This window comes from Methylobacterium sp. 10, assembly GCF_000519085.1.
GTDB lineage: Bacteria > Pseudomonadota > Alphaproteobacteria > Rhizobiales > Beijerinckiaceae > Methylobacterium.
In genome coordinates, this window is record NZ_KI912577.1 from 3,238,358 (window position 1) to 3,263,106 (window position 24,749).

The following is a 24,749-nucleotide window of genomic DNA, read 5'->3' on the forward strand; positions in this document are numbered from 1 at the left end:
GCCCTCAGGCAATGGCGAAGAACACAGCCAGCGCCAGCGTTACCGCCAGCATCGTCTCGGCATCGAGATGCCCGATCCGTGCGCCGATCTTCTCACGCTTCACCGACATGGCCTTGTCCACCATGACCTGTGAGCGCTTTTTCAAGCGATTGGCCTCAGTCGGCTCGATGGTCGTGCGGATCAGGGGCACCTCGGCCAGCGTGCCGGATATCAGCAGCACCGTGACCGTACCGGTCTCGACGAACGCGTCCGATTGGATGATGAGCGCTGGACGCGGTTTGCCGGACTCGCCGGCATGGCGATGGTGACGACATCGCCCCGCTTCATGCCTCACGCTCAGGGAGCATATCGAGGAGCGCTGCCTCCATGAAGGCATCCAGTTCCCGATCGGCCGCGTCTGTCGCCGCCACGACCCGAGCCTGTCGCCCGCATTCTTCGGCAAAGCCCGCCCTTCGGGCGGTCGGGCACCCAAATCAAGATGGGCCGCAGGCCGGCCGCCCGGAGCGCATCACGACGCTTGCTGACGCGCTGACCGACAGATGCCGACATGACGAGACCGTTCCCGAGGCGTTACATGTAACGTAGGCTCCGCCTGCGACGATGCCAAGGCACCAGGACATTCACCGACCGCCGGTCCTCGGTCTCAGCCGAGATCCGCCGCCGCGCGGTCGAGGAGCCATGTCAGGGTGCCGACACTTGAGATGTGACGCGCGGGCAGGTCCTCGCCGCCGGCGATGCGAGTGAGGGGCTCGCGCTTGCCCGCCCCCGTCACGAGCACGAGGAGATGGCGCGAGGAGGCGAGCGCCGGGAAGGTCAGGGTGATCCGTGGGACGAACGGCGTGAGCCCGGCCTCCGGCACGGCGACGACCCAGGCCTCGCGCTCGTTCACGGCGGGCTTGCCCGGAAACAGGGAGGCGGTGTGGCCGTCCTCGCCGAGGCCGAGGAGGACGAGGTCGAAGAACGGGCGGGCCGGGTCGAGGCTATCGGCGCCGTAGAAGTCGCGCAGGGTCTCGGAATAGGCGGAGGCTGCCGCGTCCAGCGTCCCGTCGGTGGGAATGCCATGGAGATGGCCTTCCGGGATCGGCGCGTCGCCGAACGCCGTCCGGGCCATGTGCACGTTGCTCGCCTCATCCGTCCAGGGCACGAACCGGTCATCGCCAAAGAACCAGTGCAGGCGCTCCCAGGGGAGGGCGCCGACATGATCCGGCCCGGCGAGCAGCGCGTAGAGCCGCTTCGGGGTGGAGCCGCCCGAGAGGCAGATGGCGATGCGCTCCTGCTTGCTCTCGGCGCAGAGCGCGACCAGCCGGTCGGCCGCGGCGCGGGCGACACTGTCCGCGTCCGGGAAGATTTCGGCGTTGTTGGGCAGTGGGATCATGCTGCGGCTCCCGGCTATTTCGGCTCGACGTGCCCGCCGAATCCCTTGCGCATGGCCGAGAGCAGCTTGTCGGCGTAGGACGCATCCTCGCGGGAGCGAAAGCGGGCGTAGAGGGCGGCCGAGAGGACGTTGGCCGGCACCGATTCCTCGATGGCCGCGTTCAGCGTCCAGCGTCCCTCGCCGGAATCGGCGACGAAGCCGGAGAAGTCGGTGAGGTTCTCGTCGCCCGCCAGCGCTCCCGCCGTGAGGTCGAGGAGCCAGGACGAGACCACGCTGCCCCGCCGCCAGACCTCGGCGATGTCGCCGATGTTGAGGTCGAAGCGCTGCCCCTCGGGCAGGTCCTTCGAATTGGCGTGTTTGAGGATGTCGAACCCTTCGGCATAGGCCTGCATGAGCCCGTATTCGATGCCGTTATGAATCATCTTGACGAAGTGGCCGGCCCCGCTCGGCCCGGCATGGATATAGCCCTGCTCGGCGCGGGAATCGCGGCCCTCGCGGCCGGGCGTCTTGGGGATTGATCCGGTTCCCGGCGCCAGGGTCTTGAAGATCGGGTCGAGGCGGTCGAGGGCGTCGGTATCGCCGCCGATCATCATGCAATAGCCGCGCTCCAGGCCCCAGACGCCGCCGGAGGTGCCGACATCGACGTAGTGGAGGCCCTTGAGCTTGAGTTCGGCGGCCCGGCGGATGTCATCCTTGTAGAAGGAATTGCCGCCGTCGATGATGACGTCGTCGGAGGCCATCAGGTTGCCGAGCTTTGCCACCGTGGCCTCGGTGATGGCCCCCGCCGGCAGCATCACCCAGGCGGCGCGGGGCGCATCGAGCTTGTCGACGAACTCTTCCAGGCTCGCCGCCCCGGTGGCGCCGTCGGCGACGAGGGCCGCCACGGCCTCCGGATTCTGGTCGAACACCACGGCCGTGTGCCCGTCCCGCAGCAGGCGCCGGACGATGTTGCCGCCCATCCGGCCGAGGCCGATCATGCCGAGTTGCATTGGGGATCTCCGTGCTTGGATTTCGGAACGTGCCAACTTGCCGTCGCCGGGCGCGGGTCCCCTCTCCTGGAAGGAGAGGGACAGGGTGAGGAGTGTGACCTTTCCGGACAGTCCACGACCCTCACCCCAACCCTCTCCCAGACGGGAGAGGGGCCCGTCTGAGGTGTTCGGAGGCGGTGCGATTATCCGGCCAGGGCCGCCTTGATCGCCGCTGCGATGCGCTTCAGCCCGGCCTCCACGTCGCCACCCTTGATGTGGACGCGCAGCGCCCGGCGGCCGCGCTCGGCCAGCACCGCGAAATCGCCCCGCGCCTGGGCGGCCACCACGGTGCCGAAGCCCAGCGCCCGGCCGGGGATGGCGAGATCCTCGGACGGATCGGCGGTGATCTGCAGGAACACCCCGGTATCCGGCCCCCCCTTGTAGGCCTGGCCGGTGGAATGGAGGAAGCGCGGCCCGAATTCGAGGCAGGTCGCGACCTTGCGCTTGTCGCGCAGAGCGATGCGCGCCTCCTGCAGGATGGCGTGGTGCGCCTCGTTGCGGGCGACGTAGGCCAGCAGGGCGGCGTAATCGCCGTCCTTGATCCGCGCGAGATGGGCCTTCAGTGCCGCCTCGAAGCCCTCGGCGGTCTGCGGCAGCGCCCCGGCATTGGCCGGGTCGGCATAGAGGGCGATGGTCTCGTCTTCGACGAGCGGCGTCTCGGAGGGCAGCGAACCGCTCTTCTCGGCGGCGTCGAACAGCTTCTTCGTCTCGATCTTGCTCGCTTCCACGTCCGGCTGGTCGAACGGGTTGATGCCGATGAGCGCGCCGGCCACCGCCGTGGCGATCTCGAAGCGGAAGAATTCCTGCGGCAGCTGCTCCTCGTTGGCCATGGTGATGTGGGCGACGGGGTGCCCCTCGCGCTCCAGGCTGCGCACGGCTTCGTCCTGCCGGGCATCCGCCCGGTTGTCGAGACGCAGGTAGACGAAGAAGCGGTCTCGGCCATAGACCGCCGGCACGCCCACCGGCTCGCCATCGACGGGGATGAGGCCCCGGCCGTCCTTGCCGGTGGATTCGGCGATGAGCTGCTCGGCCCAGGCGCCGAACGTGTCGATGCCCGGCGAGGCGATGAACGTCACCTTGTCGCGACCGTCATGGAGTGCCGCCGCCGCCATGGCGGTGCCCAACAGAACGCCGGGATTCTGGGCGGGCGGCACGGCCGGGCCGCAGGAGCGGACCATGGTCCGCGCCGTGTCGAGGAACTGCTTCACGTCGATGCCGGAGGCCGCTGCCGGGACCAGACCGAAGGCAGAGAGCACCGAATAGCGCCCGCCGATCTGCTTCACGCCGTAGAAGATCCGGCGGAAACCGTCGGCCTTGGCCGCTGCCTCCATGGCCGAGCCGGGATCGGTGACGGCGACGAAATGCGCGCCGGCCCGCTCGCCGACCAAAGCCTTCATCCGGCCGAGGAAGTAGTCGCGGAAGACGTTGGGCTCGAGGGTGGAGCCGGATTTCGAGGCGACGATGAACAAGGTCGTCTCGAGGTTCACCGCACTCTCCGTGGCGCGGACCTGATCGGGATCGGTGGAATCGAGGATGCGCAGCGTCGGGAAGCCGTCGCGGGTGCCGTAGGTCTCGGCCAGCACTTCCGGGCCGAGGCTGGAGCCGCCCATGCCGAGGACGACCACGTCGGTGAAGCCGGTCTGGCGGACGTCCTCGGCGAAGGCCTGATACTCGGAGACGTGGGCGAGTTCGTCCTCGACAATGCGAAGCCAGCCGAGCCACTGATCCTCGTCGGCATTCGACCACACGGTCTTGTCATGGGCCCAGAGCCGGCGGATCGAGCCCGAGGCGCGCCACGCTTCCACGGCCTTCTTTGCTTCCGCGCCGATGGCATCGCCGAGGATCAGGGTCTGACCGTCGAGCTTGGCGCCGAGGAAATCGGCGCGCTTGCCCGCCACCGCGCCAAGGAGCTTGTCGGCGGCATCGATGAAGAGCTGGACGCCCTCCTCCACGAGCGTGTCGGCCACCGCACCGATGTCGATGCCGGCCTTGGCGAGGCGCGCCATAACCGCCTCGGCGTCGCCGAGATTCTCCTCGATGGCGGGCTTGACCGTGCCGTGGTCGCGGAACGCGTCCATGGTGGCCGGCGGCATGGTGTTGACGGTATCACGGCCGATCAGCTCCTCGACATAGAGCACGTCGGAATAGGCCTTGTTCTTGGTCCCAGTGGAAGCCCAGAGCAGGCGCTGCGCCTTGGCGCCCCTCGCGGCGAGCGCCTGCCATGTCGGCTCGGCGAAGATGCGCTTGTAGCGCTGGTAGGCGAGCTTGGCATTGGCGATGGCAACCTTGCCCTTGAGGGCTTCCAGCTCCGCCTTCTCGTCGGGATCGTTGGCCTCGGCGATCCTGGCGTCCAGGGCCTTGTCCACGGCGACGTCGATGCGGCTGATGAAGAAGCTCGCGACGCTGGCCACCTTCGAGACGTCGCCGCCCTTGGCGCCGAACTCTTCGAGGCCGGCGATGAAGGCGCGGGCCACCTCCTCGTAGGCATCCTGCCCGAACAGCAGGGTGACGTTGATGCTGATGCCGTCGGCCGTCAGGGCACGGATCGCCGGGATGCCGGCGGGAGTGGCGGGCACCTTCACCATCAGATTGTCGCGGGCGACGGTCTCGTGCAGGCGGCGGGCCTCTTCGAGAGTGTCTTCGGTGGACAGGGCGAGATACGGCGAGACTTCGAGGCTGACATAGCCGTCGGCCCCGTCGCTCGCCTCGTAGACCGGGCGCAGCACGTCGGCGGCGGCCTGGATGTCGGCGATGGCGCAGCCCTCGTAGAGGTCGATGACGCGGGCGTCGCCCGTATCCATGACCTCCTTCAGCGCGGCGTCGTACTCGCTCGAATCGCCGATCGCCTTCTCGAAGATCGACGGGTTCGAGGTGACGCCACGCAGGCCGTCCTCGTCCACCAGCGCCTTGAGGCGTCCATCGGCGATGAAACCGCGGGCGACGAAGTCGAGCCACACGGCCTGGCCCTGTTCCGGGAAGAGAGCCTTGAGCGGGTTCATGCGAAAACTCCTCGTCGTGGTCGTCACGCCGCTCGGGAACAGGCGGCATCATCTCACCAAGTCCGGACCTCATCCTGAGGTGCCCGCGTCAGCGGGCCTCGAAGGAGGCCTCCAGGGACCGATGCGCGAACTGGACGCCTCCTTCGAGGCCTCCGCTACGCTCCGGCGCCTCAGGATGAGGTGGTTCGGGGGGATACCCCGACCGCCTCGTCCCGCAGGGAACCTCCGAACCTTACTTCTTGTGCCGTGCGATCTGGTCGCGGGCGGCCTGCGCCACCTTCTCGGGGGTGAAGCCGAACTTGGTCTGCAGGTCCTTGATCGGCGCCGAGGAGCCGAAGGTGTGCATGCCGATGATCGCGCCCGACGAGCCGGAATAACGGTCCCAGCCGATCACCGAGCCCTGCTCCACGGCGACGCGGGCCAGAACGTCCGGGATCAGGACGCTGTTGCGGTAGGCCTCGTCCTGGCGCTCGAACAGCTCCCAGGACGGCATCGAGACGACACGGACCTTGATGCCCTCGGCCTTCAGGGTGTCGTAGGCGGCAACGCAGAGCTGCACCTCGGAGCCGGTGCCGATGAGGATCACGTCGGGCGTACCCTCGCTGTCGGCGAGCACGTAGGCGCCCTTGGCGGTGCCGGCGGCACTGGCATAGGTCGAGCGGTCGAGGGTCGGCAACGGCTGGCGGGAGAGGGCCAGCACGGCCGGCTGGTCCTTCAGGCCCATGATGACGCGGTAGGCTTCCGCCACTTCGTTGGCATCCGCCGGGCGGAGCGTGACGAGGCCCGGAATGGCGCGGAGCGTCAGGAGCTGCTCCACCGGCTGGTGGGTCGGCCCGTCCTCGCCGACGCCGATGGAATCGTGGGTGAAGACGTGGAAGACCGGCAGCTCCATCAGCGCCGCGAGGCGGATGGGCGGGCGCATGTAGTCGACGAAGACCAGGAACGTCGCGCCGTAGGCGCGCAGGCCGACGAGGCCGAGGCCGTTGACGATCGACCCCATGGCATGTTCGCGCACGCCGAAATGGATGTTGCGCCCGCCCGGCTCGAACGGCGACAGGGTGCCGGCGCCCTCGAATTCGAGCTTCGTCTTGTTGGAGGGCGCGAGATCGGCCGAGCCCCCGAGCATGTGGGGCACGTTCTTGGCGATGGCGTTGAGGACCTTGCCGGAGGATTCCCGCGTGGCCATGCCCTTGGCGTCGGCCGGGAAGACCGGGATATCCTTGTCCCAGCCCTCGGGCAGGCGGCCGGCGAGCAGGGCGTCGATCTCCTCGGCAAGCGCCGGCTCGTCGGCCTTGGCCTCCGCCATGAACCGCTCCCAATCGGCGAAGAGCGCGGCACCGCGCTCGCCGATCCCGGCCTGGAAGTTCTCCTTCACTCCGTCCGGCACCAGGAACTGAGCGTCCTCGGGCCAGCCATAGGCGCGCTTGGCGGCCTTGACCTCGTCCACGCCCAGGGCGTCCGAATGCGCCTTCGAGGTGTTCTGCTTGTTGGGCGCGCCATAGCCAATGATCGAGTTGACGACGATCAGGGTCGGGCGGTCGCCGGACTGGAGGAAGGTCTCCAGGGCGCTGGACACGGCATGGACGTCGTTGGCGTCGGCCACCCGCAGCACCTGCCAGCCATAGGCGAGGAAGCGCGTCGCCACCTCTTCCGAGAAGGCGAGCTCGGTATGGCCCTCGATGGTGATGGTGTTGTTGTCGTAGATCCAGCACAGGTTCGACAGGCGGAGGTGCCCGGCGATGGAGGCGGCCTCCGAGGCCACGCCCTCCATCAGGTCGCCGTCCGAGCAGATGGCGTAGACGTTGAAGTCGAACAGCGGCAGGTCGGGACGGTTCAGGGTCTCGCCGAGGAAGCGCCCGCCCATGGCCATGCCGACGGAGTTCGCGACCCCTTGGCCCAGGGGCCCGGTGGTGGTCTCGACGCCGGTGGTGAAATGGTATTCCGGATGGCCCGGCGTCTTGCTGTCGAGCTGGCGGAAGTTCTTGATGTCCTCGATGCTGACGGCCGGCTCGTTGCCGCCATCCGTCTGAGCGACGCCGGCGAGATGCAGCAGACCGTAGAGCAGCATGGAGGCGTGGCCGGCCGAGAGCACGAAGCGGTCGCGGTTGGGCCAGTGCGGATGGGCCGGGTCGTAGCGGAGATAGCGGTTCCATAGGGTGTAGGCCACGGGCGCCAGCGCCATCGGCGCGCCGGCATGTCCCGAATTCGCCTTCTGCACGGCGTCGATCGCCAGGGTGCGCAGCGTATCGATCGACAGCTTGTCGATCTCGCTCAGGGCCTCGGTCGGCCTGTTGTCGGCTCCGCTCATGGTCTCGTCTTCCCGTCGTTTGTGGCGGCGGCGCTCAGCTGCGCTGCGCCGCGGCATCCGTTAAGTCTGCGCCGCCCTCGCTGGGGGAACTCGCCCGGTTGGGGGCGGTGGCGCGGGCGAGGGCGGATTTCCCGCTCCGCTCCCGCGCCGGCCCGTAGGCGCGGCTGTAGTTCAGAATCGTGTTCACCAGCGTGACATGGCTGAAGGCCTGGGGAAAATTGCCCACCAGACGCTTGGCGTCCACGTCGTATTCCTCCGCGATCAGACCAAGATCGTTGCAGACCCCGATCAGCCGCTCGATCAGGTCACGGGCCTCGTCGCAACGGTCCAGGCCAATGAGATTGTCGGCGTACCAGAAGCTGCAGGGCAGGAAAGCCCCCTCGCCGCCGGGCAGACCATCGGTATTGTCATCCTCGGTGTCGTAGCGCAGCAGGAACCCGCCGCGCATCAGTTTCCGGCCGATGGCCTCCACCGTGCCGACGACGCGCGGGTCGTCCTGGGGCAGGAAGCCCATATGGGCGATGAGGAGCAGGCTCGCGTCGAGGGTCTTCGAGCCGTAATACTGCACGAAGCTGTTCAGCTCCTTGTCGAACCCCTTCTCGCAGACCTCCGCATGGATGTGGTCGCGGATCGCGCGCCACCGATCCACGGGGGCGGGCGGCCCGTCGCCCATCTCGAAGGAGCGGATGGCACGGTCGAAGGCGACCCAGGCCATGACCTTCGAATGGACGAAGTGGCGGCGCCCGCCGCGCACCTCCCAGATGCCCTCGTCAGGCTCGCTCCAGACCTTCTCCAGGTGCTCGAGGAGGGCGAGGCCCACGCGCCAGCCGTCGGCATCGCCGAGCATCCCGCGCTGGCGGGCCTGATAGAGGGCGTCGAAGATCTCGCCGTAGACGTCGAGCTGGAACTGGTCGACGGCCGCGTTGCCGATCCGCACCGGCTTCGATCCCTCGTAGCCAGGCAGCCAATCGAGCTCGATCTCGGGCAGCAGCCGTTCGCCGGCGATGCCGTAGAGGATATGGGCCTGTTCCGGGTTGCCGGCCACCGCCCGCACCAGCCAGTCGCGCCAGGCGCGGGCCTCGTCGAGATAGCCGCCATCCATCAGGGCGATGAGGGTGAAGGTGGAATCGCGCAGCCAGCAGAACCGGTAGTCCCAGTTGCGCACGCCGCCGAGCTCTTCGGGCAGAGAGGTGGTGGGCGCGGCCACGATCCCGCCGGTGGGCTGATAGATCAGTGCCTTCAGGGTGAGGAGGGAGCGCTTGAGGATGGCGTCCCACGGGGTGCCCGAGGCGGCGCGGCTCGACCAGTCGCGCCAGTAGCGGTCGGTCTCGTAGAGGACCTTGCGCGGCTGGATCGGCGGCGGGTCGTCCTCGTGGGAGGGGCCGTAGCTGAGGCTGAAGGCCATGCTCTCGCCCTCGGCCACGCTGAAGGCCGAGACGGTGGTCTGGCCGACCCCGTCGAGGGGGGCCAGGGTGCGCAGCACCACCTTGTGCGGGCCGGAAATAGCGCGCAGGTCGCCGAGCTCGTTGTGCGAGACCCAGGGCACCGCGAGCCCGTAATCGAAGCGCACGGACAACACCATGCGCATGTCCACCGAGCCGGAAAGCCCTTCGACGATGCGGACGAGGTGCGAGCCGTCATTGGCCGGCATGTAGTCGGTGACCCTGGCCTCGCCAGTAGAGGTCACGTAGCGCGTCTCGAGGACGAGGCTGCCCTCGCGATAGCGGCGGGAGATCGTCGCGTCGCCGTCTGCCGGTGACAGCTTCCAGAAGCCGTGCTCCTCCGTGCCGAGCAGAGATGCGAAGCAGGCGGCGGAATCGAAGCGCGGCCAGCAGAGCCAGTCGACGCTGCCGTCCCGCCCGATGAGAGCGGCGGTGCGGCCATCGCCCACCAGCGCGTAATCCTCGATGCGTCCCGCCATGCCCATCCTCGCCGCCGGGACTCCGCGGCATTCCAGTCGTCGCGCCCGTTTACTCGATGAAGGCTCACCTAGTCCCCGGCAGGGAGAGAATCCAGCGGCAACGTTCGGAAAGAGAGGCCGGTCATGGCCAGAACCGCGAGTGATGCGCGGCCCGGCGCGGTCAGCGGCGCAACGGCAGGCGGTCGACGAGTCCGGTCACGACATTGCCGAGGGCCATAGCTTCGGCACCCACCGCCGCGCTCTGGGTACCCACGAAGCTGCCCGCACGGCTGATCGCGGAGATCGCCGGCGCGAAGGGCAGGGCGAGACGAGGAACGAGATCCTCGTCCGCTTCGGCCTCGATCCGGAACGGCTCGGGCGACACGGCGGCGGCCTTCGCTGCGACGACCGATGGGGCTCGGCTGGCGTCGGGGCGTGTGGCTTCGGCCTTCGCCATCTCCGACCGGGCGGAGTCGGACCGCCGTTGAGAGGGTTTCGCGGCGGCGGTGCGGGAGGTCGCGCGGCGTGGCGCGGCGCCGGCGGTCATGGCCACAGGATCGCGCAACGGAAACTGATCGCGGAAAGCGAAGGCGGCGGGGACGAAAGCCGCCCCCAAATCGGCGGTCTCGATCGGCTCCGCCTGCGCCGTGCGGCTCTCCATCTCGACCATCCGCGGGCTGGCGGGCGTCTCGGGAACGGGCGCGGAGGGCGTCTGGCAGAGGAAAGAGGCGGCGGACACGATCATCGCGACGACGATCGTCGGCAGCAGGGGAAGCGCCATGCCGGAACCCGCCTCGGAGGCGAGGGCGTTCTCAACCGGCTGCGATATGCGGCACTCCACCATCCGAATACCCCACCCCGTGCCTCGACCCAGCCATAAGCGCCTGCGTTTGCGGCGGAAGCTGGGCCATTTCCTTTCCCGATCGTATCGAAATAGACCGGAGACGATAAATCGATGACGCTCCTTTTCCGCGCCATCGGGCTTGGGTAGATCCATGCGGTCGAGCGGCCTGTTCGGCGAGCGGCCCGTTCGGTATGCGTCTTGCCCTCTCCCGCCGGCATGCACCGGCCGTCCCGCCGCCCATTGGGCCCCGATGACAGACCCATCCCTCACCGTCGCCGTGATCGATCCGAGCCGGGCCCGCGCTGCGATCCTCGAAGAGGGGCTGCGCGCCGCCGGGATCGCGCATGTGGTGATCATCCCCGATACCGCCGACCTGCCCGCGCAGGTGGCCGCCCTCAACCCGGACGTGGTGGTGATCCATTTGGAGAGCCCGAGCCGGGATATCCTCGAACAGATGTCGGGCCTGTCGCGCCACGTTGAGCGGCCGGTGGCGATGTTCGTCGACCGCTCCGACGCGCCGATGATGCAGGCGGCGGTGGATGCCGGGATCTCGGCCTACGTGGTGGACGGGCTCCACCCCCAGCGCATCCGGTCGATCCTCGACATCGCCATCCTGCGCTTCCAGGCCTTCGCCCGGCTGCAGCGGGAACTCGTCGAGGCGCGAGGCGAGCTCGCCGACCGCAAGATCGTGGAGCGCGCCAAGGGCATCCTCATGGCCGCCCGTTCCATGAGCGAGGAGGAGGCCTACAAGCTGATGCGGCGCAAGGCCATGAACGAGAAGCGCAAGATCGCCGACATCGCCCGCGCGATCGTCACCGCGGCGGACCTGTTCGGATGAGGCTCGCCCTCGGATACGTCCCCCTCGTGGATGCCGCGAGCCTGATCGCGGCGGCGGAACTCGGCTTCGCCAAGGCAGAGGGGCTCACCCTCGATCTCGTGCGCGAGCCATCCTGGGCGACCCTGCGCGACAAGCTGGCGGTGGGCCATCTCGATGGCGCGCATATCCTGGCACCCCTCGCCATCGCCAGCACGCTGGGGCTCAGCGGTCCCCAGACCCGGCTTTGCGTGCCCATGGCGCTGAACCTCAACGGCAACGCCGTCACGGTGTCTCGGCCCCTATGGGACGCGATGGAGGCCGCGGACGACGAGGTGGACACCGTGGCCGCCGCCTTCGCTCGCATCGCCCGGCGGCGGGCGCGGGAGGGACGGCCCCTGACGCTGGGCACGGTGCATCCGTTCTCCAGCCACACCTACCAGCTCAGGATCTTCGCCGAGCGCGGCGGCCTCGATCTCGATGCGGATACCCGCCTCGTGGTGATCCCGCCGCCGCAGATCGCCGAGGCACTGCGGCGCGAACTCATCGACGGGTTCTGTGTCGGCAGCCCCTGGAACAGCGTCGCCGTGGCGGAGGGCTATGGCCGCATCGCCGTGCTGTGCAGCGAGCTCGTGCCCGGGTGCCCGGAAAAGGTCCTCGCCCTGCCCGAATCCGAGGCCCTGCGGTGCGCCCCCCTGGTGCGGGCCCTCGACCGGGCCGGGCGCTGGTGCGCCGATCCCGGCAACAGCGCCGAACTCGCGTCCATCCTCGCGCGTGAGGCCTATCTGGGAACGTCGGCGCCGATCCTCGAACGGGCGATCACGGGGGACGTCGTCGTCGATCTCGACGGGCGCCGGCGGCGGGACCCGCATTTCGCCCTGTTCGGGGAAGCGGCGCACCGGCCGGATCCCGCCCACGCGGATTGGTTCATCGACCAGGCGCAGCGCGCCGGGCAGCTCGAGGCTTCCGACGATCTGCGTGTCGCGGCCCGCGCGGTCTACCGCCCGGACCTGTTCGATGCCGCTCTGAGCGGCTGATCGGGGCCGGACGCCGCTTTTGACGGCAAAATAAGCCTTCCGATTGTGCATCGCACGCCCCGGCCCGGCCCAGAGCCGCGATGGCCCGCGCACCATCGATCCCACCCCCGAACCTAGAGCCGTTACAGGCTGAACGGCGTTTGGCACGGAACCTGCTGAGATCTCTCCGCTCGTCAACGGCGACGGGCACGAATGTCGGCAGAGCCGCTGACCCAAGTAACCCGTTGGCGCGCTTTCGCGGCTGCCTCCGGTTGCGTTTGGGCGGCGGTTTTTTTGTGTGTTCAGGTCGGCGGCTCACGCTTCGAGGGATCGATTTCTCCATGACTGACGGGTTTCAGAACAGCCGACGCAGCCTCCTGAAGGGCGCCGCCGCGACCTTGTCGCTGGCCGCCCTGGCGCGCACCGCGCTGCCCGGCGGCGCCTTCGCACAGGGTGCCGGCCCCGAAGTGAAGGGCGCCAAGCTCGGCTTCATCGCGCTGACCGATGCCGGGCCGCTGTTCGTCGCCAAGGAAAAGGGCTTCTTCGCCAAGCATGGCATGCCCGACGTGGAGGTGCTGAAACAGGCAAGCTGGGGCACCACCCGCGACAACCTGGTGCTCGGCTCCGAGGGCAACGGCATCGACGGCGCCCACATCCTCTCGCCGATGCCCTACCTCATCAGCGCCGGCCGGGTGACGCAGAACAACGTTCCCGTGCCGATGCAGATCCTGGCGCGCCTCAACACCAACGGCCAGTGCGTCTCCGTGGCCAAGGAGTATCTGGACGCCAAGGTCGCCCTCGATTCCAAGGTGTTCAAGACCGCCATCGAGAAGAAGAAGGCCGCCGGCAAGTCGGTGAAGGCGGCCATGACCTTCCCCGGCGGCACCCACGACCTCTGGATCCGCTACTGGCTCGCCGCCGGCGGGATCGACCCCGACAAGGACATCGAGACCATCGTCGTGCCGCCGCCCCAGATGGTGGCGAACATGAAGGTCGGCACGATGGATTGCTTCTGCGTCGGCGAGCCGTGGAACGCGCAGCTCGTGCAGCAGGGCCTCGGCTACACCGCCCTGACCACCGGCGAATTGTGGAAGGACCACCCGGAGAAGGCGTTCGCCATGCGCGCCTCCTGGGTCGAGAAGAATCCCATCGCCGCCAAGGCCCTGACCATGGCGGTGCTGGAAGCGCAGATGTGGTGCGACAAGCCCGAGAACCGGGACGAGTTCTCGGCAATCGTCGCCAAGCGTCAGTGGATCAACATCCCCGTCGGCGATGTCGCCGGCCGCATGAAGGGCACCATCGATTACGGCGACGGCCGCGTGGTCGAGAACAGCCCCTACGTCATGAAGTTCTTCGCCGACAACGCCTCCTACCCCTACCAGAGCCACGACCTCTGGTTCCTCACCGAGGACATCCGCTGGGGCAAGTTCGACGCGCAGACCGACACCAAGGCGCTCATCGCCAAGGTCAACCGCGAGGACATCTGGCGCGACGCGGCCAAGGCGCTGGGCGTCACCGCGATCCCGAGCTCCACGTCGCGCGGCAAGGAGACCTTCTTCGACGGGAAGGTCTTCGATCCCGCCGATCCCGCCGCCTACCTGTCCAGCCTCGGCATCAAGAGGATCGCGTGATGGCCAACACCTCCACCATCGCCGTGCCGGGGGCCGCCGCGAAGCCGGCGGCGGTCAAGGCGCCCCGCAAGCCCCTGGTGACCCTGGCGACGTTCCGCCGGATCGCCGTCAACCTGATCCCACCGGTCGTGGTCCTGATCGCGTTCCTGGTGATCTGGGAGCTGCTGTGCTCGCGGCCCACCGCCGGCCTGCCGCCGCCCTCGCGCGTCGTCACCGAGGCGTGGGACATCATCGCCCACCCGTTCTACGACAATGGCGGCACCGACAAGGGCCTGTTCTGGCACATTTATGCCAGCATCCAGCGCGTCGCCTTCGGCTTCGCCCTGGCCACCGTCGTCGGCATCATGGTCGGCACCCTGATCGGCCAGTCGGACTGGGCCATGCGCGGCCTCGACCCGATCTTCCAAGTGCTGCGCACGATCCCGCCGCTCGCCTGGCTGCCGCTCTCCCTCGCGGCGTTCCGCGACGGCCAGCCCTCGGCCATCTTCGTGATCTTCATCACCTCGATCTGGCCGATCATCATCAACACGGCGGTGGGCATCCGCAACATCCCGCAGGATTACCGCAACGTGGCGGCGGTGCTGCGGCTGAACCCCCTCGAATTCTTCGTGAAGATCATGCTGCCCTCGGCGGCTCCCTACATCTTCACGGGCCTCCGCATCGGCGTCGGCCTGTCATGGCTCGCCATCGTGGCGGCGGAAATGCTCATCGGCGGCGTCGGCATCGGCTTCTTCATCTGGGATGCCTGGAACTCGTCGCACATCTCCGAGATCATCGTCGCCCTCGTCTATGTCGGCGTGATCGGGTTCTTCCTCGACCGGTTCGTGGCCTTCATCGGCACCCTCGTCACCCGCGGCGCCACCGCCTGAACGCCTTCGCGCGGCGCGCCGGGGTCTTCCCGCCGCGCCGTGCCCCGACCGCCTCTCGCAGAGGGACACGAGACCCATGAGCTATCTCAGCATCGAGAATGTCGGCATCAGCTTCACCCGCGCCGGGCGCACCAACGAGGTGCTGCGCGACGTCAGCGTGAAGATCGACAAGGGCGAGTTCGTCTCGCTGATCGGCCATTCCGGCTGCGGCAAGTCGACGGTGCTCAACATCGTCGCCGGCCTGCTCAAGGCCTCCACCGGCGGCGTCCTTCTCGAGGACAAGGAGGTCAACAGCCCCGGCCCCGACCGCGCCGTGGTGTTCCAGAACCACTCCCTGCTGCCCTGGCTCACCGTGCGCGAGAACGTGGCGCTGGCCGTGGAGAAGGTGCTCAAGGGCAAGAAGTCCCGGGCCGAACGCTCCGAGTGGATCGACCACAACCTCGCGCTGGTGAACATGACCCACGCCGCCGACCGGCGCCCCAACGAGATCTCGGGCGGCATGAAGCAGCGCGTGGGCATCGCCCGCGCGCTCGCCATGGAGCCGAAGGTGCTCCTCCTCGACGAGCCGTTCGGGGCGCTGGACGCGCTGACCCGCGCCCATCTCCAGGACTCGCTCATGGACATCCATGCGCGGCTGAAGAACGCCGTGATCATGATCACCCACGACGTCGACGAGGCGGTGCTGCTCTCCGACCGCATCGTGATGATGACCAACGGCCCCTCGGCCACCGTCGGCGAGATCCTGAAGGTCGATCTGGAGCGGCCCCGCCGCCGCCTCGATCTCGTGGAGGACGCCACCTACACCCATGCCCGCGCGGCGGTGCTCGAATTCCTCTATGCCCGCCACGCCAAGCCCGCCATGGCGGCTTGAGTATCGGACCTCCGTGATGAAGGAACGTCTGGTGGTGATCGGCAACGGCATGGCGTCGTTGCGCTTTCTCGAACGGCTCACCGAGCGCGCGCCCGGCGCCTACGACGTCACCGTCGTCGGCGCCGAGCCGCAGGCGGCCTATAACCGCGTCCTGCTCTCGTCGCTGCTCGGCGGCGAGGTGGACGAGGCGGCCTGCGCGTTCCGGGGTCTCGACTGGTACGAGGCGCACGGCATCCGTCTCATCACCGGCGCGCCCGTCACCCAGGTCGACCGGGAGAACGCCCTGGTCATGGTCGGCGAGACCCATGTCCTGCCCTTCGACAAGCTGGTCCTGGCGGTGGGCTCACTGCCGATCCGCCTGCCGAAGCCCGGCATGGACCTGCCCGGCATCATCACGTTCCGCGATCTCGCCGACGTGGCGGCCATCCGCAAGGCGGCGGTCACCGGCGCGCGGGCCATCGTCATCGGCGGCGGCCTGCTCGGGCTGGAGGCTGCCGTCGGCCTCGCCCGTCTCGGGGTCGACACCACGCTGCTTCACGTCATGGACCGCCTGATGGAGCGGCAGCTCGACCACCACGCCGCCGGCCTGGTGAAGCGGGCCATGGAATCCCGCGGCGTCCGCGTACTCCTCAAGGCCGACACTGCCCATGTGGAGGGCGACGGCCGGGTCGAGCGCCTCGTCCTGTCGGACGGCACCGTGCTGCCGGCCGACCTCGTGGTGATGTCGGTGGGGGTGCGCCCCAATGCCGTCCTCGCCCAGGGCGCCGGGCTCGATGTCGGGCGCGGCATCAAGGTCGACGACCGGATGACGAGTTCCGATCCGCGCATCTTTGCGCTGGGCGAATGCGCCGAGCATCGCGGCATGGTCTACGGCCTCGTCGAGCCAGCCTACGAGCAGGCCGAGGTGCTGAGCCGCCATCTCGTCGGCGAGGAGGCCGCCTATCCCGGCACGTCGCTGGCCACCAGCCTGAAAGTGTCCGGCCTGCCGGTCTTCTCCGCCGGGCTGATCGATGCGCCCGACGGCGCCGAGACGATCGTGATGTCCGATCCCGGCCTCGGCCTCTACCGCAAGCTGATCGTCGGCGACGGCAAGCTCCTCGGCGCCGTCTTCGTCGGCGACATCGCCGAACAGGGCTGGTGCAAGACGCTGATCCGCACCGGCGAACCCATCGCCGACCACCGCGACGACCTGATGTTCGGGCGCGTCCACGCCCCCGATTCCCAATCCCTGGCAGCATGATGGAGGCTTCCATGGCCGACGACTTCAACGCCGAGCAGAAGCGCTACCTCGAAGGCTTCGCCTCGGGCATCGCCGCCGCCCGCCTCACCGGCGGCCTCGCCCTCGGGCAGGGTGCCGCCGCTCCCTCCGAGCCCACCGGGCCGGACGCGATCCACATCAAGGCCCAGGACGCCACGGTGAAGGCCGGCGGCAAGCTCTGCGACCAGGAGAAGTGGAAGCGTGCCGAAAATCCGTTCGAAGGGCACAACCGCCTCATCGCCGAGGCCGCCACCGGCAAGGCCCCGAAGCCGGAGGACAATTTCCGCTGGCGCTATCACGGCCTGTTCTGGCTCGCCCCGGCCAGCGGCGACTTCATGTGCCGCCTGCGCATCCCCAACGGCATCCTGCAGCACTGGCAGTTTTCCGGCATCGCCGATCTGGCCGATGCCCATGGCGGCGGTTACAGCCACGTCACCACCCGCGCCAACCTGCAGGTCCGCGAGATCACGGCGGAGCACGGCCAGCCCTTCCTCGACGGGCTGATCGATCTCGGGCTGACCGCGCGCGGTTCCGGCGCCGACAACATCCGCAACGTCACCGGCTCGCCGGTGGCCGGCATCGACGCCCAGGAACTCCTCGACACGCGCCCGCTCGCCAAGTCCTGGCACAACTGGATCATCAACGACCGCTCCCTCTACGGCCTGCCGCGCAAGTTCAACGTCGCCTTCGACGGCGGCGGGGTCATGCCGGTGCTGGAAGAGACCAACGACATCGGCTTCCAGGCGGTGAAGGTGCTCGACGGCGCCGCCGTCGAGCCCGGCATCTGGATGCGCCTCGTGCTCGGCGGCATTTCCGGCCACCGCGATCTCGCCCGCGATACCGGCGTGGTGCTGCGCCCCGAGGCCTGCAACAAGGTCGCCGACGCGATCCTGCGGGTCTTCATCAAGAACGGCGACCGGACCAACCGCAACAAGAGCCGGATGAAGTACGTCCTCGACGCCTGGGGCTTCGACAAGTACCTCGCCGCCGTGGAAGACGAGCTCGGCTACAAGCTCGACCGGGTCGACCCAACGCACATCGCACCGCGCGGGCCGATGGACCGTTTCTCCCATGTGGGCGTCCACAAACAGGTCCAGGTCGGCCTCAACTGGATCGGCGTGATCCTGCCCGTGGGCAAGATGACCTCCGACCAGATGCGGGAATTGGCGAAGATCTCGTCGGAATGCGGCGACGGCGCCATCCGCATGACCGTCTGGCAGAACTTTCTGTTTTCCGGCGTGCCGGACGCCAAGGTCGCCGAGGTCCAGGCGCGCGTCGCCGCCCTCGGCCTCACCACCGAGGCCTCCAGCATCCGCGCCGGCCTCGTGGCCTGCACCGGCAACAAGGGCTGCAAGTTCGCGGCCTCCGACACGAAGGGCCACGCGCTCATCATCGCCGACTACATCGAGGCCAACCTCATCGAACTCGATGTGCCGGTGAACGTCCACGTCACCGGCTGCCACCATTCCTGCGCCCAGCACTACATCGGCGATATCGGCCTCATCGGGGCCAAGGTCGTCGTCTCGGAGGAGGGCGACACGGTGGAGGGCTACGACATCGTCGTGGGCGGCGGCTTCGGCGACAGCCCGAAGATCGGCACCGGGATCTGGAAGGCCGTGAAGGCCGAGGATTGTCCGGCCCGGATCGAGGCGCTGCTGCGCAGCTACCTCACCCGCCGCGAGAGCCGCGAGGAGAGCTTCCAGGCCTTCACCGCCCGCACCGGACCCGAGACCCTCCGCAACCTCGCCGAAGAGCAACCCGTCCTGAAGGCCGCAGCATGAGCGAGCACGTCACGCCCCCGCTCGTTCTCATCCCCGAGAACGCCCCGTTCAACCCCGACCAGCGCTCGTGGCTGTCGGGCTATTTCGCCGCCCTCCTCGGCCCCGCCATCGAGGGCGCCACGGCCCTGGCCCCGGGCGATTCCGGGGGCGGCCCGAAGCTCGCCGACAACGACGACGCGCCCTGGCACGACCCGTCGATGCCTCTTCCCGATCGGATGGAGCTCGCCAAGGAACGACCGGAGCCGCAGAAGCTCATGGCGGCCATGGCGCAGCAGGATTGCGGCCAGTGCGGCTACAATTGCGCGGACTACGCCAACGCGCTGTTCCTGAAGAAGGAAGAGCGCCTGAACCTGTGCCAGCCGGGGGGCAAGGACACCCTCCGGATGCTCAAGAAGCTGGATGAGGAGTTCGGCGCGAGCGGCGGCACCGCCAAGACGGCCAAGACGGCCGAGGCGGGGGAGGGCGCGGCCAAGGCGGAAGCGCCCCTCGGACCACTGGGCTATTGCCGCGAGAACCCTGTGGAGGCCGTGTTCCTGTCCCGCACCCGCCTCAACGAGCCGGGCGGCGAGAAGGAGACGTGGCACATCGAGATTGATCTCACGGGCACGCCCATCGAGTACGTGGTCGGCGATTCCCTCGGCCTTTTCCCATCGAATCCGCCGGCCCTGGTGGATGCGGTGATCGCCGAACTCGGCGCCCGGCCGGAACGGATCATCGGCGGCCAGACCCTGCGCGACCGGCTGCTCAAGGACTACGCGCTGGGCGGTGCGCCGGACGGGCTCTACCAGCTCCTCTCCCTCCTCACCTCAGGCGAGGCGCGCAAGAAGGCGCAGGCCCTGTCGGCCGGCGAGGACCCGGACGGCGATGCCGCCTATCTCGACGTGCTCGGCGCCCTCCACAAGTTCCCCGGTGCGCGGCCTGATGCGGAAGTGTTCCTGGAAGCCCTCGACGAGTTGCAGCCGCGACTCTACTCGATCTCCTCTTCGCCCAAGGCCGATCCGGGCCGGGTGTCGCTCACCGTCGATGCGGTGCGCTACAATCACCGCTCACGGCTACGTCTGGGCGTCGCCTCGACTCATCTCGGCGAACGCATCTCCGAGAAGACCACGGTGAAGGTCTACCTGCAGAAGGCGCACGGATTCGCCCTGCCGGAGGATCTGTCGAAGGACGTGATCATGTGCGGGCCGGGCACCGGCATCGCGCCGTTCCGCGCGTTCCTCCGCGAGCGCGCGGCAACCCAAGCTCCGGGACGCAACTGGCTCTTCTACGGCCACCAGCGCCAAGCCTCCGACTTCTTCTACAAGGACGAGCTGACCAGGCTGAAGGACGACAAGGTGCTGACCCGCCTGTCGCTGGCCTGGTCCCGCGACGGCACCGAGAAGACCTATGTCCAGGACCGCATGCGCGAGAGCGGAGCGGAGCTCTGGGACTGGCTCGAGGGCGGCGCCCATTTCTACGTCTGCGGCGATGCCAAGCGCATGGCCAAGGATGTGGAGCGCGCCATCATCGACGTCGCCGCGAGCCACGGCGGCAAGAACCCGGACGAGGCGGTGGCCTATTTCACCGCCCTGAAGAAGACCGGGCGATACCAGGCCGACGTGTACTGAGCCGCGCGAAGCCCCCCCTTTGCGGGCTATCGGATTCGAATACCCGATCTTGCTGGCAGAACAGGTCCCTCTCCCCCTTGTGGGGAGGAGAGCCACATCGCGCGCCGGCCCGACTCTTGCTGCCCTTCGAACCCTGGAATTCGCCGAGGATCCCGCCATGAATGCGCACGTCCAGGCACCCGCCCCGACCGTGGTGAAAACCACCTGCCCGTATTGCGGCGTCGGCTGCGGCGTGCTCGCCACCCCCGACGGGTTCGGAGGGGCGGGGATTGCCGGCGACACCGAGCATCCGGCGAATTTCGGCCGCCTCTGCTCCAAGGGCTCGGCCCTCGGCGAGACCCTGTCCCTGGACAGCCGCCTGCTGCACCCCTCCGTCGACGGCGTGCGCGCGAGCTGGGAATCGGCGCTCGGCACCGTGGCCGGCGGCCTGCGCAAGGTCGCCGAGCAGCACGGCCCGGATGCGATCGCGTTCTATCTTTCGGGCCAGCTTCTCACCGAGGATTACTACGTCGCCAACAAGCTTGCGAAGGGCTTCCTCGGCACGCCGCATGTGGACACCAACTCGCGCCTCTGCATGTCGAGCGCGGTGGCGGCCCACCGGCGCGCCTTCGGCTCCGACACGGTGCCGGGCTGCTACGAGGATCTCGACGAGGCCGACGTGATCGTGCTGGTGGGGTCCAACACTGCCTGGTGCCATCCGATCCTGTTCCGCCGCATGGTCGATGCCCGCGCCAAGCGCGGTACCAAGCTCGTGGTGATCGACCCGCGCCGGACCCAGACGGGGGAGGAGGCGGACCTCTTCCTCGGGCTCAAGCCCGGCACCGACACGACCCTGTTCTCCGGCCTCCTCGTACATCTCGCGAGCGCGGGCGCCCTCGATTATCGCTTCGTCCTCGACCACACGACGGGCTTCGAGGGGGCGCTCGAACGCGCTCGTTCGATCGCGCCGGACATCGCCGCGACGGCTGCCGCCACCGGCCTCCCGGAAGCGGATGTGGGCGCCTTCTTCGCGCTGTTCACCCGCACGAAGCGCGTCGTCACCGCCTTCTCGCAGGGAGTGAACCAGTCGGCTCAGGGGACCGACAAGGGCAACGCCATCATCAACTGCCATCTGGCCACCGGCCGCATCGGCAAGACGGGCGCGGGGCCGTTCTCCCTCACCGGTCAGCCCAACGCCATGGGCGGGCGCGAGGTTGGCGGCCTCGCCAACATGCTGGCCGCCCACATGCATTTCGCCCCCGAGGAGGTGGACCGGGTCCGCCGCTTCTGGTCGGCGCCCAACATCATCACCGGCGAGGGCATGAAGGCCGTCGCCCTGTTCGAGGCGGTGGAGCGCGGCAAGATCAAGGCCCTGTGGGTGATGGGAACCAATCCCGTCGTGTCGATGCCCCGCGCCGACGCGATCCGCGAGGCGATCAAGGGGCTCGATCTCTACGTCGTTTCGGAGGCCGTGGCCGACAGTGACACCGCCTGCGCCACCGGGAGGAAGACCATCCTCCTACCGGCCCAGGCCTGGGGCGAGAAGGACGGCACCGTCACCAATTCGGAGCGGCGCATCTCGCGCCAGCGCAGCTTCCTCAAGAGCCCCGGCGAGGCGCGGGCCGATTGGGCGATCATCAGCGACGTGGCCAAGCGGCTCGGCCACGGAGAGGCCTTCGCCTATCCGAACGCCGCCGCGATCTTCCGCGAGCATGCCTCGCTCTCGGCCTTCGAGAACAATGGCACCCGCGACTTCGACATTGGCGCGGTGAGCGACATCTCGGACGCGGCCTATGCCGGCGCGAAACCCCTGCAATGGCCGCTGACGAAGCGAGGGGCCAGCAAGGACGGCAAGCAGCGCCTCTTTGCCGATGGGCAGTTCTTCACCTTCGACAAGCGCGCCCGCTTCGTCGCGGTGCAGCCGCCGGCCCTGGCGCAAGCCGTGAGCGAGGACTTCCCCTTCGTGCTCAATACCGGCCGCGTGCGTGACCATTGGCACACCATGACCCGGACCGGAAAGAGCCAGCGCCTCTCGGCTCACCGCGACGTGCCCTTCGTCGAGATCCACCCCGACGACGCGGCGGCGATGGGTGTCACCCATGGCGGTCTTGCCACGGTGTCCACCGCCCACGGCGCTGCGGTCCTCGAAATCATGGTCACCGACGGGATGCGCCGGGGCGACCTCTTCGCCGCCTTTCATTGGAGCGGGGCCACGGCTTCGGAGGGCCGGGTCGGCGCCCTCGCACGCGGCATCCCCGATCCGGTTTCCGGCCAGCCCGAGTTGAAGGCGACGCCGGCCGCCATCGCGCCGGCGGTCTATCGCAGCCGCGGCTTCCTGCTGACCCGCGATCAGAGGTCGCTTCCCGCCGGCTGGTGGTGGGCACGCGCCACGATCCTGGGCGGATCCGGGCTGCACTTCGCCACCCAGGAGAGCTCGCGCGAGGTCGCACTCATGCTGCGGGGGATGTTCCAGGGCCTCGAGATCGCCGAATACGCCGACCACGCCCGTGGCCGCTACCGCTTCGCCGCTTATGACGGCGACCGCCTCGTCGCCTGCCTCGCCCTGGCCCCCGGCGAGGCCAAGCCCGGCTGGGAATCGGAGAAGGCCTATTTCGCCGCCGACGACCTCGAACCCTCCGCCCGCCGCGCGCTCCTCTCCGGCCGGGCCGAGACGGCGTCGGCCGGACCGACGGTCTGCGCCTGCCATGGGGTCGGGCTCGACGTCATCGCCGCCACCATCGCGGCCGGGGCGCACAGCGTCGAGGCGGTGGGCGTAGCCTGCAAGGCCGGCACGAATTGCGGATCGTGCATCCCAGAGATCCGCAAGCTGCTGCCGCAGGCGCTTGCGCGCGACGCCGCATAAGCTCATTTTCATAGGATGAGCACGCCCCGCCAACCCCGGGAAACCCGACCCGCCGGAATCGCCGCCCGTGAGGGCGCCGGACATGCCGGCCTCGAACCGCTTGCGGTGCTGCCGGTCTTCGTGCCGCTGCAGGGCAAGCGCGCAGTGCTTGCCGGCTCCAATGGCGGGGCGCCGTGGAAGGTGAAGCTGCTCGCCGCCGCCGGGGCCGATGTGGACGTCTACGCCCCCGAGCCCAGCGACGAGTTGCGCGCGGTGCCGGGCGAGATCGTCGCTGGAAGCGTCACCCTGCACGAGCGCCAATGGCAGCCCGCCGACCTCCAGGGCGCTGCCTTCTGCATCGGCGCCATGGAGGACGAGGCCGATTGCATCGCCTTCGTGGCGGCGGCGCGGGCGACAGGCGCCATCGTCAACGCCGTCGATCGGCCGCATCTCTGCGACGTGAAGTTCGGCGCCATCGTCAACCGCTCGCCCATGGTGGTGGGCATCTCCACGGAGGGCGCCGCCCCGGTCTTCGGGCAGACCGTGCGCGCCCGGATCGAGGGCATGCTCCCGCGCGGGTTCAAGGCCTGGATCACGGCGGCCCGCGACTGGCGCGAGGAGGTGACGGGCCGCTTCCACGCCTTCTCCGACCGCCGCGCCTTCTGGGAGCGCTTCACGGACCGCGCCTTCGCCGAGCCCGACCGGGCTCCCACCGAGGCGGATCTAGCCGAACTCCTCGGCCAGACCGAGACCGCCCCGAAGGGCGGGGCGGTGACCTTGGTCGGGGCCGGGCCGGGCGATGCCGAGCTCCTGACGCTGAAGGCCCTGCGGGCGCTGCGCAACGCCGACGTGATCCTCTACGACGACCTCGTAGCGCCCGAGATCCTCGACTATGCCCGCCGCGAGGCGCGCACCATGCTGGTGGGCAAGACCGGGCACGGCCCCTCCTGCCGCCAGGACGACATCAACGCGCTGATGGTGCAGCTCGCCAAGTCCGGCAAGCAGGTGGTGCGCCTCAAATCGGGCGATCCCCTCGTCTTCGGCCGGGCCGGCGAAGAGATCGATGCCTGCCATCAGGCCGGCATCCCCGTGAGCGTGGTGCCGGGCATCTCGGCGGCCCAGGGGGCGGCCGCCTCCCTCGGCGTCTCGCTGACCAACCGCGACGCGGCGCGGCGCCTGCAATTCGTCACCGGCCACGACCGCCGCGGCGCCCTGCCGGAAGACCTGAACTGGGGCGCGCTCGCCGATCCGAGCGTCACCACCGTGGTCTACATGCCGAAGAAGACCCTGCGCGTGCTGCTGGACCGCGCCACCGCCGAAGGCCTGGCTCCCGACACAACCGCGCTCCTCGTCTTCAACGCCACCCGGCCGAATCAGGCCGTGGTCACGGGTACCGCCGCCGATCTGGCGGACCGGGTGGAGGCATCCGGCTTCGAGGGGCCGGCCCTGCTGATGGTGGGTGAAGCCCTGCGTCGCATGGGCGCCGAGGCAGCGGTCTCGGCGCTCGAAGACAAGCTTGCGATCTGAAACGCCCGGTTCGAAGGCGCTCCCTTTCCACGGTGGCGTGAAAGGGCGAAGATCGGTGATGTCGCTCTGCTCTCACGTTGACCGAAGGGCTCGCGCTGAA

The 24,749-nt window shown here is 68.8% G+C and carries 16 protein-coding genes and 2 pseudogenes; 10 read left to right on the forward strand and 8 right to left on the reverse strand.

The genetic code is table 11. From position 1 onward, the window contains the following. Window positions 1–4: 4 nt before the first annotated feature. From K368_RS24705 to K368_RS0115175, 8 genes and pseudogenes are all read right to left on the reverse strand, one after another. Window positions 5–327 (reverse strand): annotated as a pseudogene (locus tag K368_RS24705) (type II toxin-antitoxin system PemK/MazF family toxin). Further along, a pseudogene (locus tag K368_RS26055) lies at window positions 324–549 on the reverse strand (antitoxin MazE family protein). Before K368_RS26055 ends, K368_RS24705 begins: the two co-directional pseudogenes overlap by 4 nt. A gap of 94 nt (window positions 550–643) precedes the next feature. Beyond that, window positions 644–1,375: a 6-phosphogluconolactonase gene (gene pgl, locus K368_RS0115150; protein WP_027173069.1), complete on the reverse strand. Its 732-nt coding sequence runs from the start codon at window positions 1,373–1,375 to the stop codon at window positions 644–646. 14 nt (window positions 1,376–1,389) lie between these two features. Further along, the gene (gene gnd, locus K368_RS0115155) at window positions 1,390–2,364 is read right to left on the reverse strand and encodes a phosphogluconate dehydrogenase (NAD(+)-dependent, decarboxylating) (protein ID WP_027173070.1); all 975 of its coding nucleotides are present in this window, start codon (window positions 2,362–2,364) and stop codon (window positions 1,390–1,392) included. A 182-nt stretch (window positions 2,365–2,546) separates the two neighbouring features. After that, a complete protein-coding gene (locus tag K368_RS0115160; protein ID WP_027173071.1) occupies window positions 2,547–5,402 on the reverse strand; it encodes a bifunctional transaldolase/phosoglucose isomerase in 2,856 nt (951 codons plus the stop codon). Window positions 5,403–5,634: 232 nt separating this feature from the next. After that, window positions 5,635–7,710 (reverse strand): transketolase, encoded by a 2,076-nt coding sequence (gene tkt, locus K368_RS0115165; RefSeq protein ID WP_027173072.1) that lies wholly within the window; start codon window positions 7,708–7,710, stop codon window positions 5,635–5,637. 34 nt (window positions 7,711–7,744) lie between these two features. After that, on the reverse strand, window positions 7,745–9,631 hold the full coding sequence (locus K368_RS0115170; RefSeq protein ID WP_036266376.1) for a glycoside hydrolase family 15 protein: 1,887 nt from the start codon (window positions 9,629–9,631) through the stop codon (window positions 7,745–7,747). 160 nt (window positions 9,632–9,791) lie between these two features. After that, window positions 9,792–10,391: a hypothetical protein gene (locus tag K368_RS0115175; protein ID WP_155935154.1), complete on the reverse strand. Its 600-nt coding sequence runs from the start codon at window positions 10,389–10,391 to the stop codon at window positions 9,792–9,794. Window positions 10,392–10,704: 313 nt separating this feature from the next. On the opposite strand from K368_RS0115175, the gene K368_RS0115180 reads away from it, so the two are divergent. The 10 genes from K368_RS0115180 (at window position 10,705) to cysG (ending at window position 24,649) form a co-directional block, all read left to right on the forward strand. After that, the gene (locus tag K368_RS0115180) at window positions 10,705–11,292 is read left to right on the forward strand and encodes an ANTAR domain-containing protein (protein WP_027173075.1); all 588 of its coding nucleotides are present in this window, start codon (window positions 10,705–10,707) and stop codon (window positions 11,290–11,292) included. Then, window positions 11,289–12,305, forward strand: coding sequence for a CmpA/NrtA family ABC transporter substrate-binding protein (locus K368_RS24710; RefSeq protein ID WP_036266378.1), 1,017 nt, complete (start codon window positions 11,289–11,291; stop codon window positions 12,303–12,305). Before K368_RS0115180 ends, K368_RS24710 begins: the two co-directional genes overlap by 4 nt. Before the next feature lie 320 nt (window positions 12,306–12,625). Further along, the gene (locus K368_RS0115190; RefSeq protein WP_027173076.1) at window positions 12,626–13,915 is read left to right on the forward strand and encodes a CmpA/NrtA family ABC transporter substrate-binding protein; all 1,290 of its coding nucleotides are present in this window, start codon (window positions 12,626–12,628) and stop codon (window positions 13,913–13,915) included. Then, window positions 13,915–14,784 carry a nitrate ABC transporter permease gene (gene ntrB, locus K368_RS0115195; RefSeq protein WP_027173077.1) on the forward strand — a complete coding sequence of 290 codons (870 nt, stop codon included), beginning with the start codon at window positions 13,915–13,917 and terminating at the stop codon, window positions 14,782–14,784. The genes K368_RS0115190 and ntrB overlap by 1 nt, the downstream gene beginning before the upstream one ends. A gap of 76 nt (window positions 14,785–14,860) precedes the next feature. After that, window positions 14,861–15,655, forward strand: a complete 795-nt coding sequence (locus K368_RS0115200) for an ABC transporter ATP-binding protein (protein WP_027173078.1) — start codon at window positions 14,861–14,863, stop codon at window positions 15,653–15,655. Between the two features lie 16 nt (window positions 15,656–15,671). Continuing rightward, complete coding sequence (locus K368_RS24715; RefSeq protein ID WP_051439881.1) at window positions 15,672–16,895, forward strand: FAD-dependent oxidoreductase; 1,224 nt, start codon at window positions 15,672–15,674, stop codon at window positions 16,893–16,895. Between the two features lie 11 nt (window positions 16,896–16,906). Further along, window positions 16,907–18,694: a NirA family protein gene (locus K368_RS0115210; RefSeq protein WP_027173079.1), complete on the forward strand. Its 1,788-nt coding sequence runs from the start codon at window positions 16,907–16,909 to the stop codon at window positions 18,692–18,694. Continuing rightward, window positions 18,691–20,301, forward strand: coding sequence for a sulfite reductase subunit alpha (locus tag K368_RS0115215; protein WP_027173080.1), 1,611 nt, complete (start codon window positions 18,691–18,693; stop codon window positions 20,299–20,301). The genes K368_RS0115210 and K368_RS0115215 overlap by 4 nt, the downstream gene beginning before the upstream one ends. Before the next feature lie 157 nt (window positions 20,302–20,458). Beyond that, window positions 20,459–23,143, forward strand: coding sequence for a nitrate reductase (locus tag K368_RS0115220; protein ID WP_027173081.1), 2,685 nt, complete (start codon window positions 20,459–20,461; stop codon window positions 23,141–23,143). Window positions 23,144–23,158: 15 nt separating this feature from the next. Then, on the forward strand, window positions 23,159–24,649 hold the full coding sequence (gene cysG / locus K368_RS0115225; RefSeq protein WP_027173082.1) for a siroheme synthase CysG: 1,491 nt from the start codon (window positions 23,159–23,161) through the stop codon (window positions 24,647–24,649). Window positions 24,650–24,749: the final 100 nt, after the last annotated feature.

What these genes read in the sequence shown, in the direction of transcription:
- gnd (WP_027173070.1), bottom strand. Translation starts at nt 2,364, where the DNA reads ATGCAACTCGGCATGATCGGCCTCGGCCGGATGGGCGGCAACATCGTC.
- K368_RS0115160 (WP_027173071.1), bottom strand. Translation starts at nt 5,402, where the DNA reads ATGAACCCGCTCAAGGCTCTCTTCCCGGAACAGGGCCAGGCCGTGTGG.
- K368_RS0115220 (WP_027173081.1), top strand. Translation starts at nt 20,459, where the DNA reads ATGAATGCGCACGTCCAGGCACCCGCCCCGACCGTGGTGAAAACCACC.
- K368_RS0115210 (WP_027173079.1), top strand. Translation starts at nt 16,907, where the DNA reads ATGGCCGACGACTTCAACGCCGAGCAGAAGCGCTACCTCGAAGGCTTC.
- K368_RS24710 (WP_036266378.1), top strand. Translation starts at nt 11,289, where the DNA reads ATGAGGCTCGCCCTCGGATACGTCCCCCTCGTGGATGCCGCGAGCCTG.
- K368_RS0115180 (WP_027173075.1), top strand. Translation starts at nt 10,705, where the DNA reads ATGACAGACCCATCCCTCACCGTCGCCGTGATCGATCCGAGCCGGGCC.
- pgl (WP_027173069.1), bottom strand. Translation starts at nt 1,375, where the DNA reads ATGATCCCACTGCCCAACAACGCCGAAATCTTCCCGGACGCGGACAGT.
- K368_RS0115190 (WP_027173076.1), top strand. Translation starts at nt 12,626, where the DNA reads ATGACTGACGGGTTTCAGAACAGCCGACGCAGCCTCCTGAAGGGCGCC.
- cysG (WP_027173082.1), top strand. Translation starts at nt 23,159, where the DNA reads ATGAGCACGCCCCGCCAACCCCGGGAAACCCGACCCGCCGGAATCGCC.
- K368_RS0115175 (WP_155935154.1), bottom strand. Translation starts at nt 10,391, where the DNA reads ATGGCGCTTCCCCTGCTGCCGACGATCGTCGTCGCGATGATCGTGTCC.
- K368_RS24715 (WP_051439881.1), top strand. Translation starts at nt 15,672, where the DNA reads ATGAAGGAACGTCTGGTGGTGATCGGCAACGGCATGGCGTCGTTGCGC.
- K368_RS0115200 (WP_027173078.1), top strand. Translation starts at nt 14,861, where the DNA reads ATGAGCTATCTCAGCATCGAGAATGTCGGCATCAGCTTCACCCGCGCC.
- ntrB (WP_027173077.1), top strand. Translation starts at nt 13,915, where the DNA reads ATGGCCAACACCTCCACCATCGCCGTGCCGGGGGCCGCCGCGAAGCCG.
- K368_RS0115215 (WP_027173080.1), top strand. Translation starts at nt 18,691, where the DNA reads ATGAGCGAGCACGTCACGCCCCCGCTCGTTCTCATCCCCGAGAACGCC.
- tkt (WP_027173072.1), bottom strand. Translation starts at nt 7,710, where the DNA reads ATGAGCGGAGCCGACAACAGGCCGACCGAGGCCCTGAGCGAGATCGAC.
- K368_RS0115170 (WP_036266376.1), bottom strand. Translation starts at nt 9,631, where the DNA reads ATGGCGGGACGCATCGAGGATTACGCGCTGGTGGGCGATGGCCGCACC.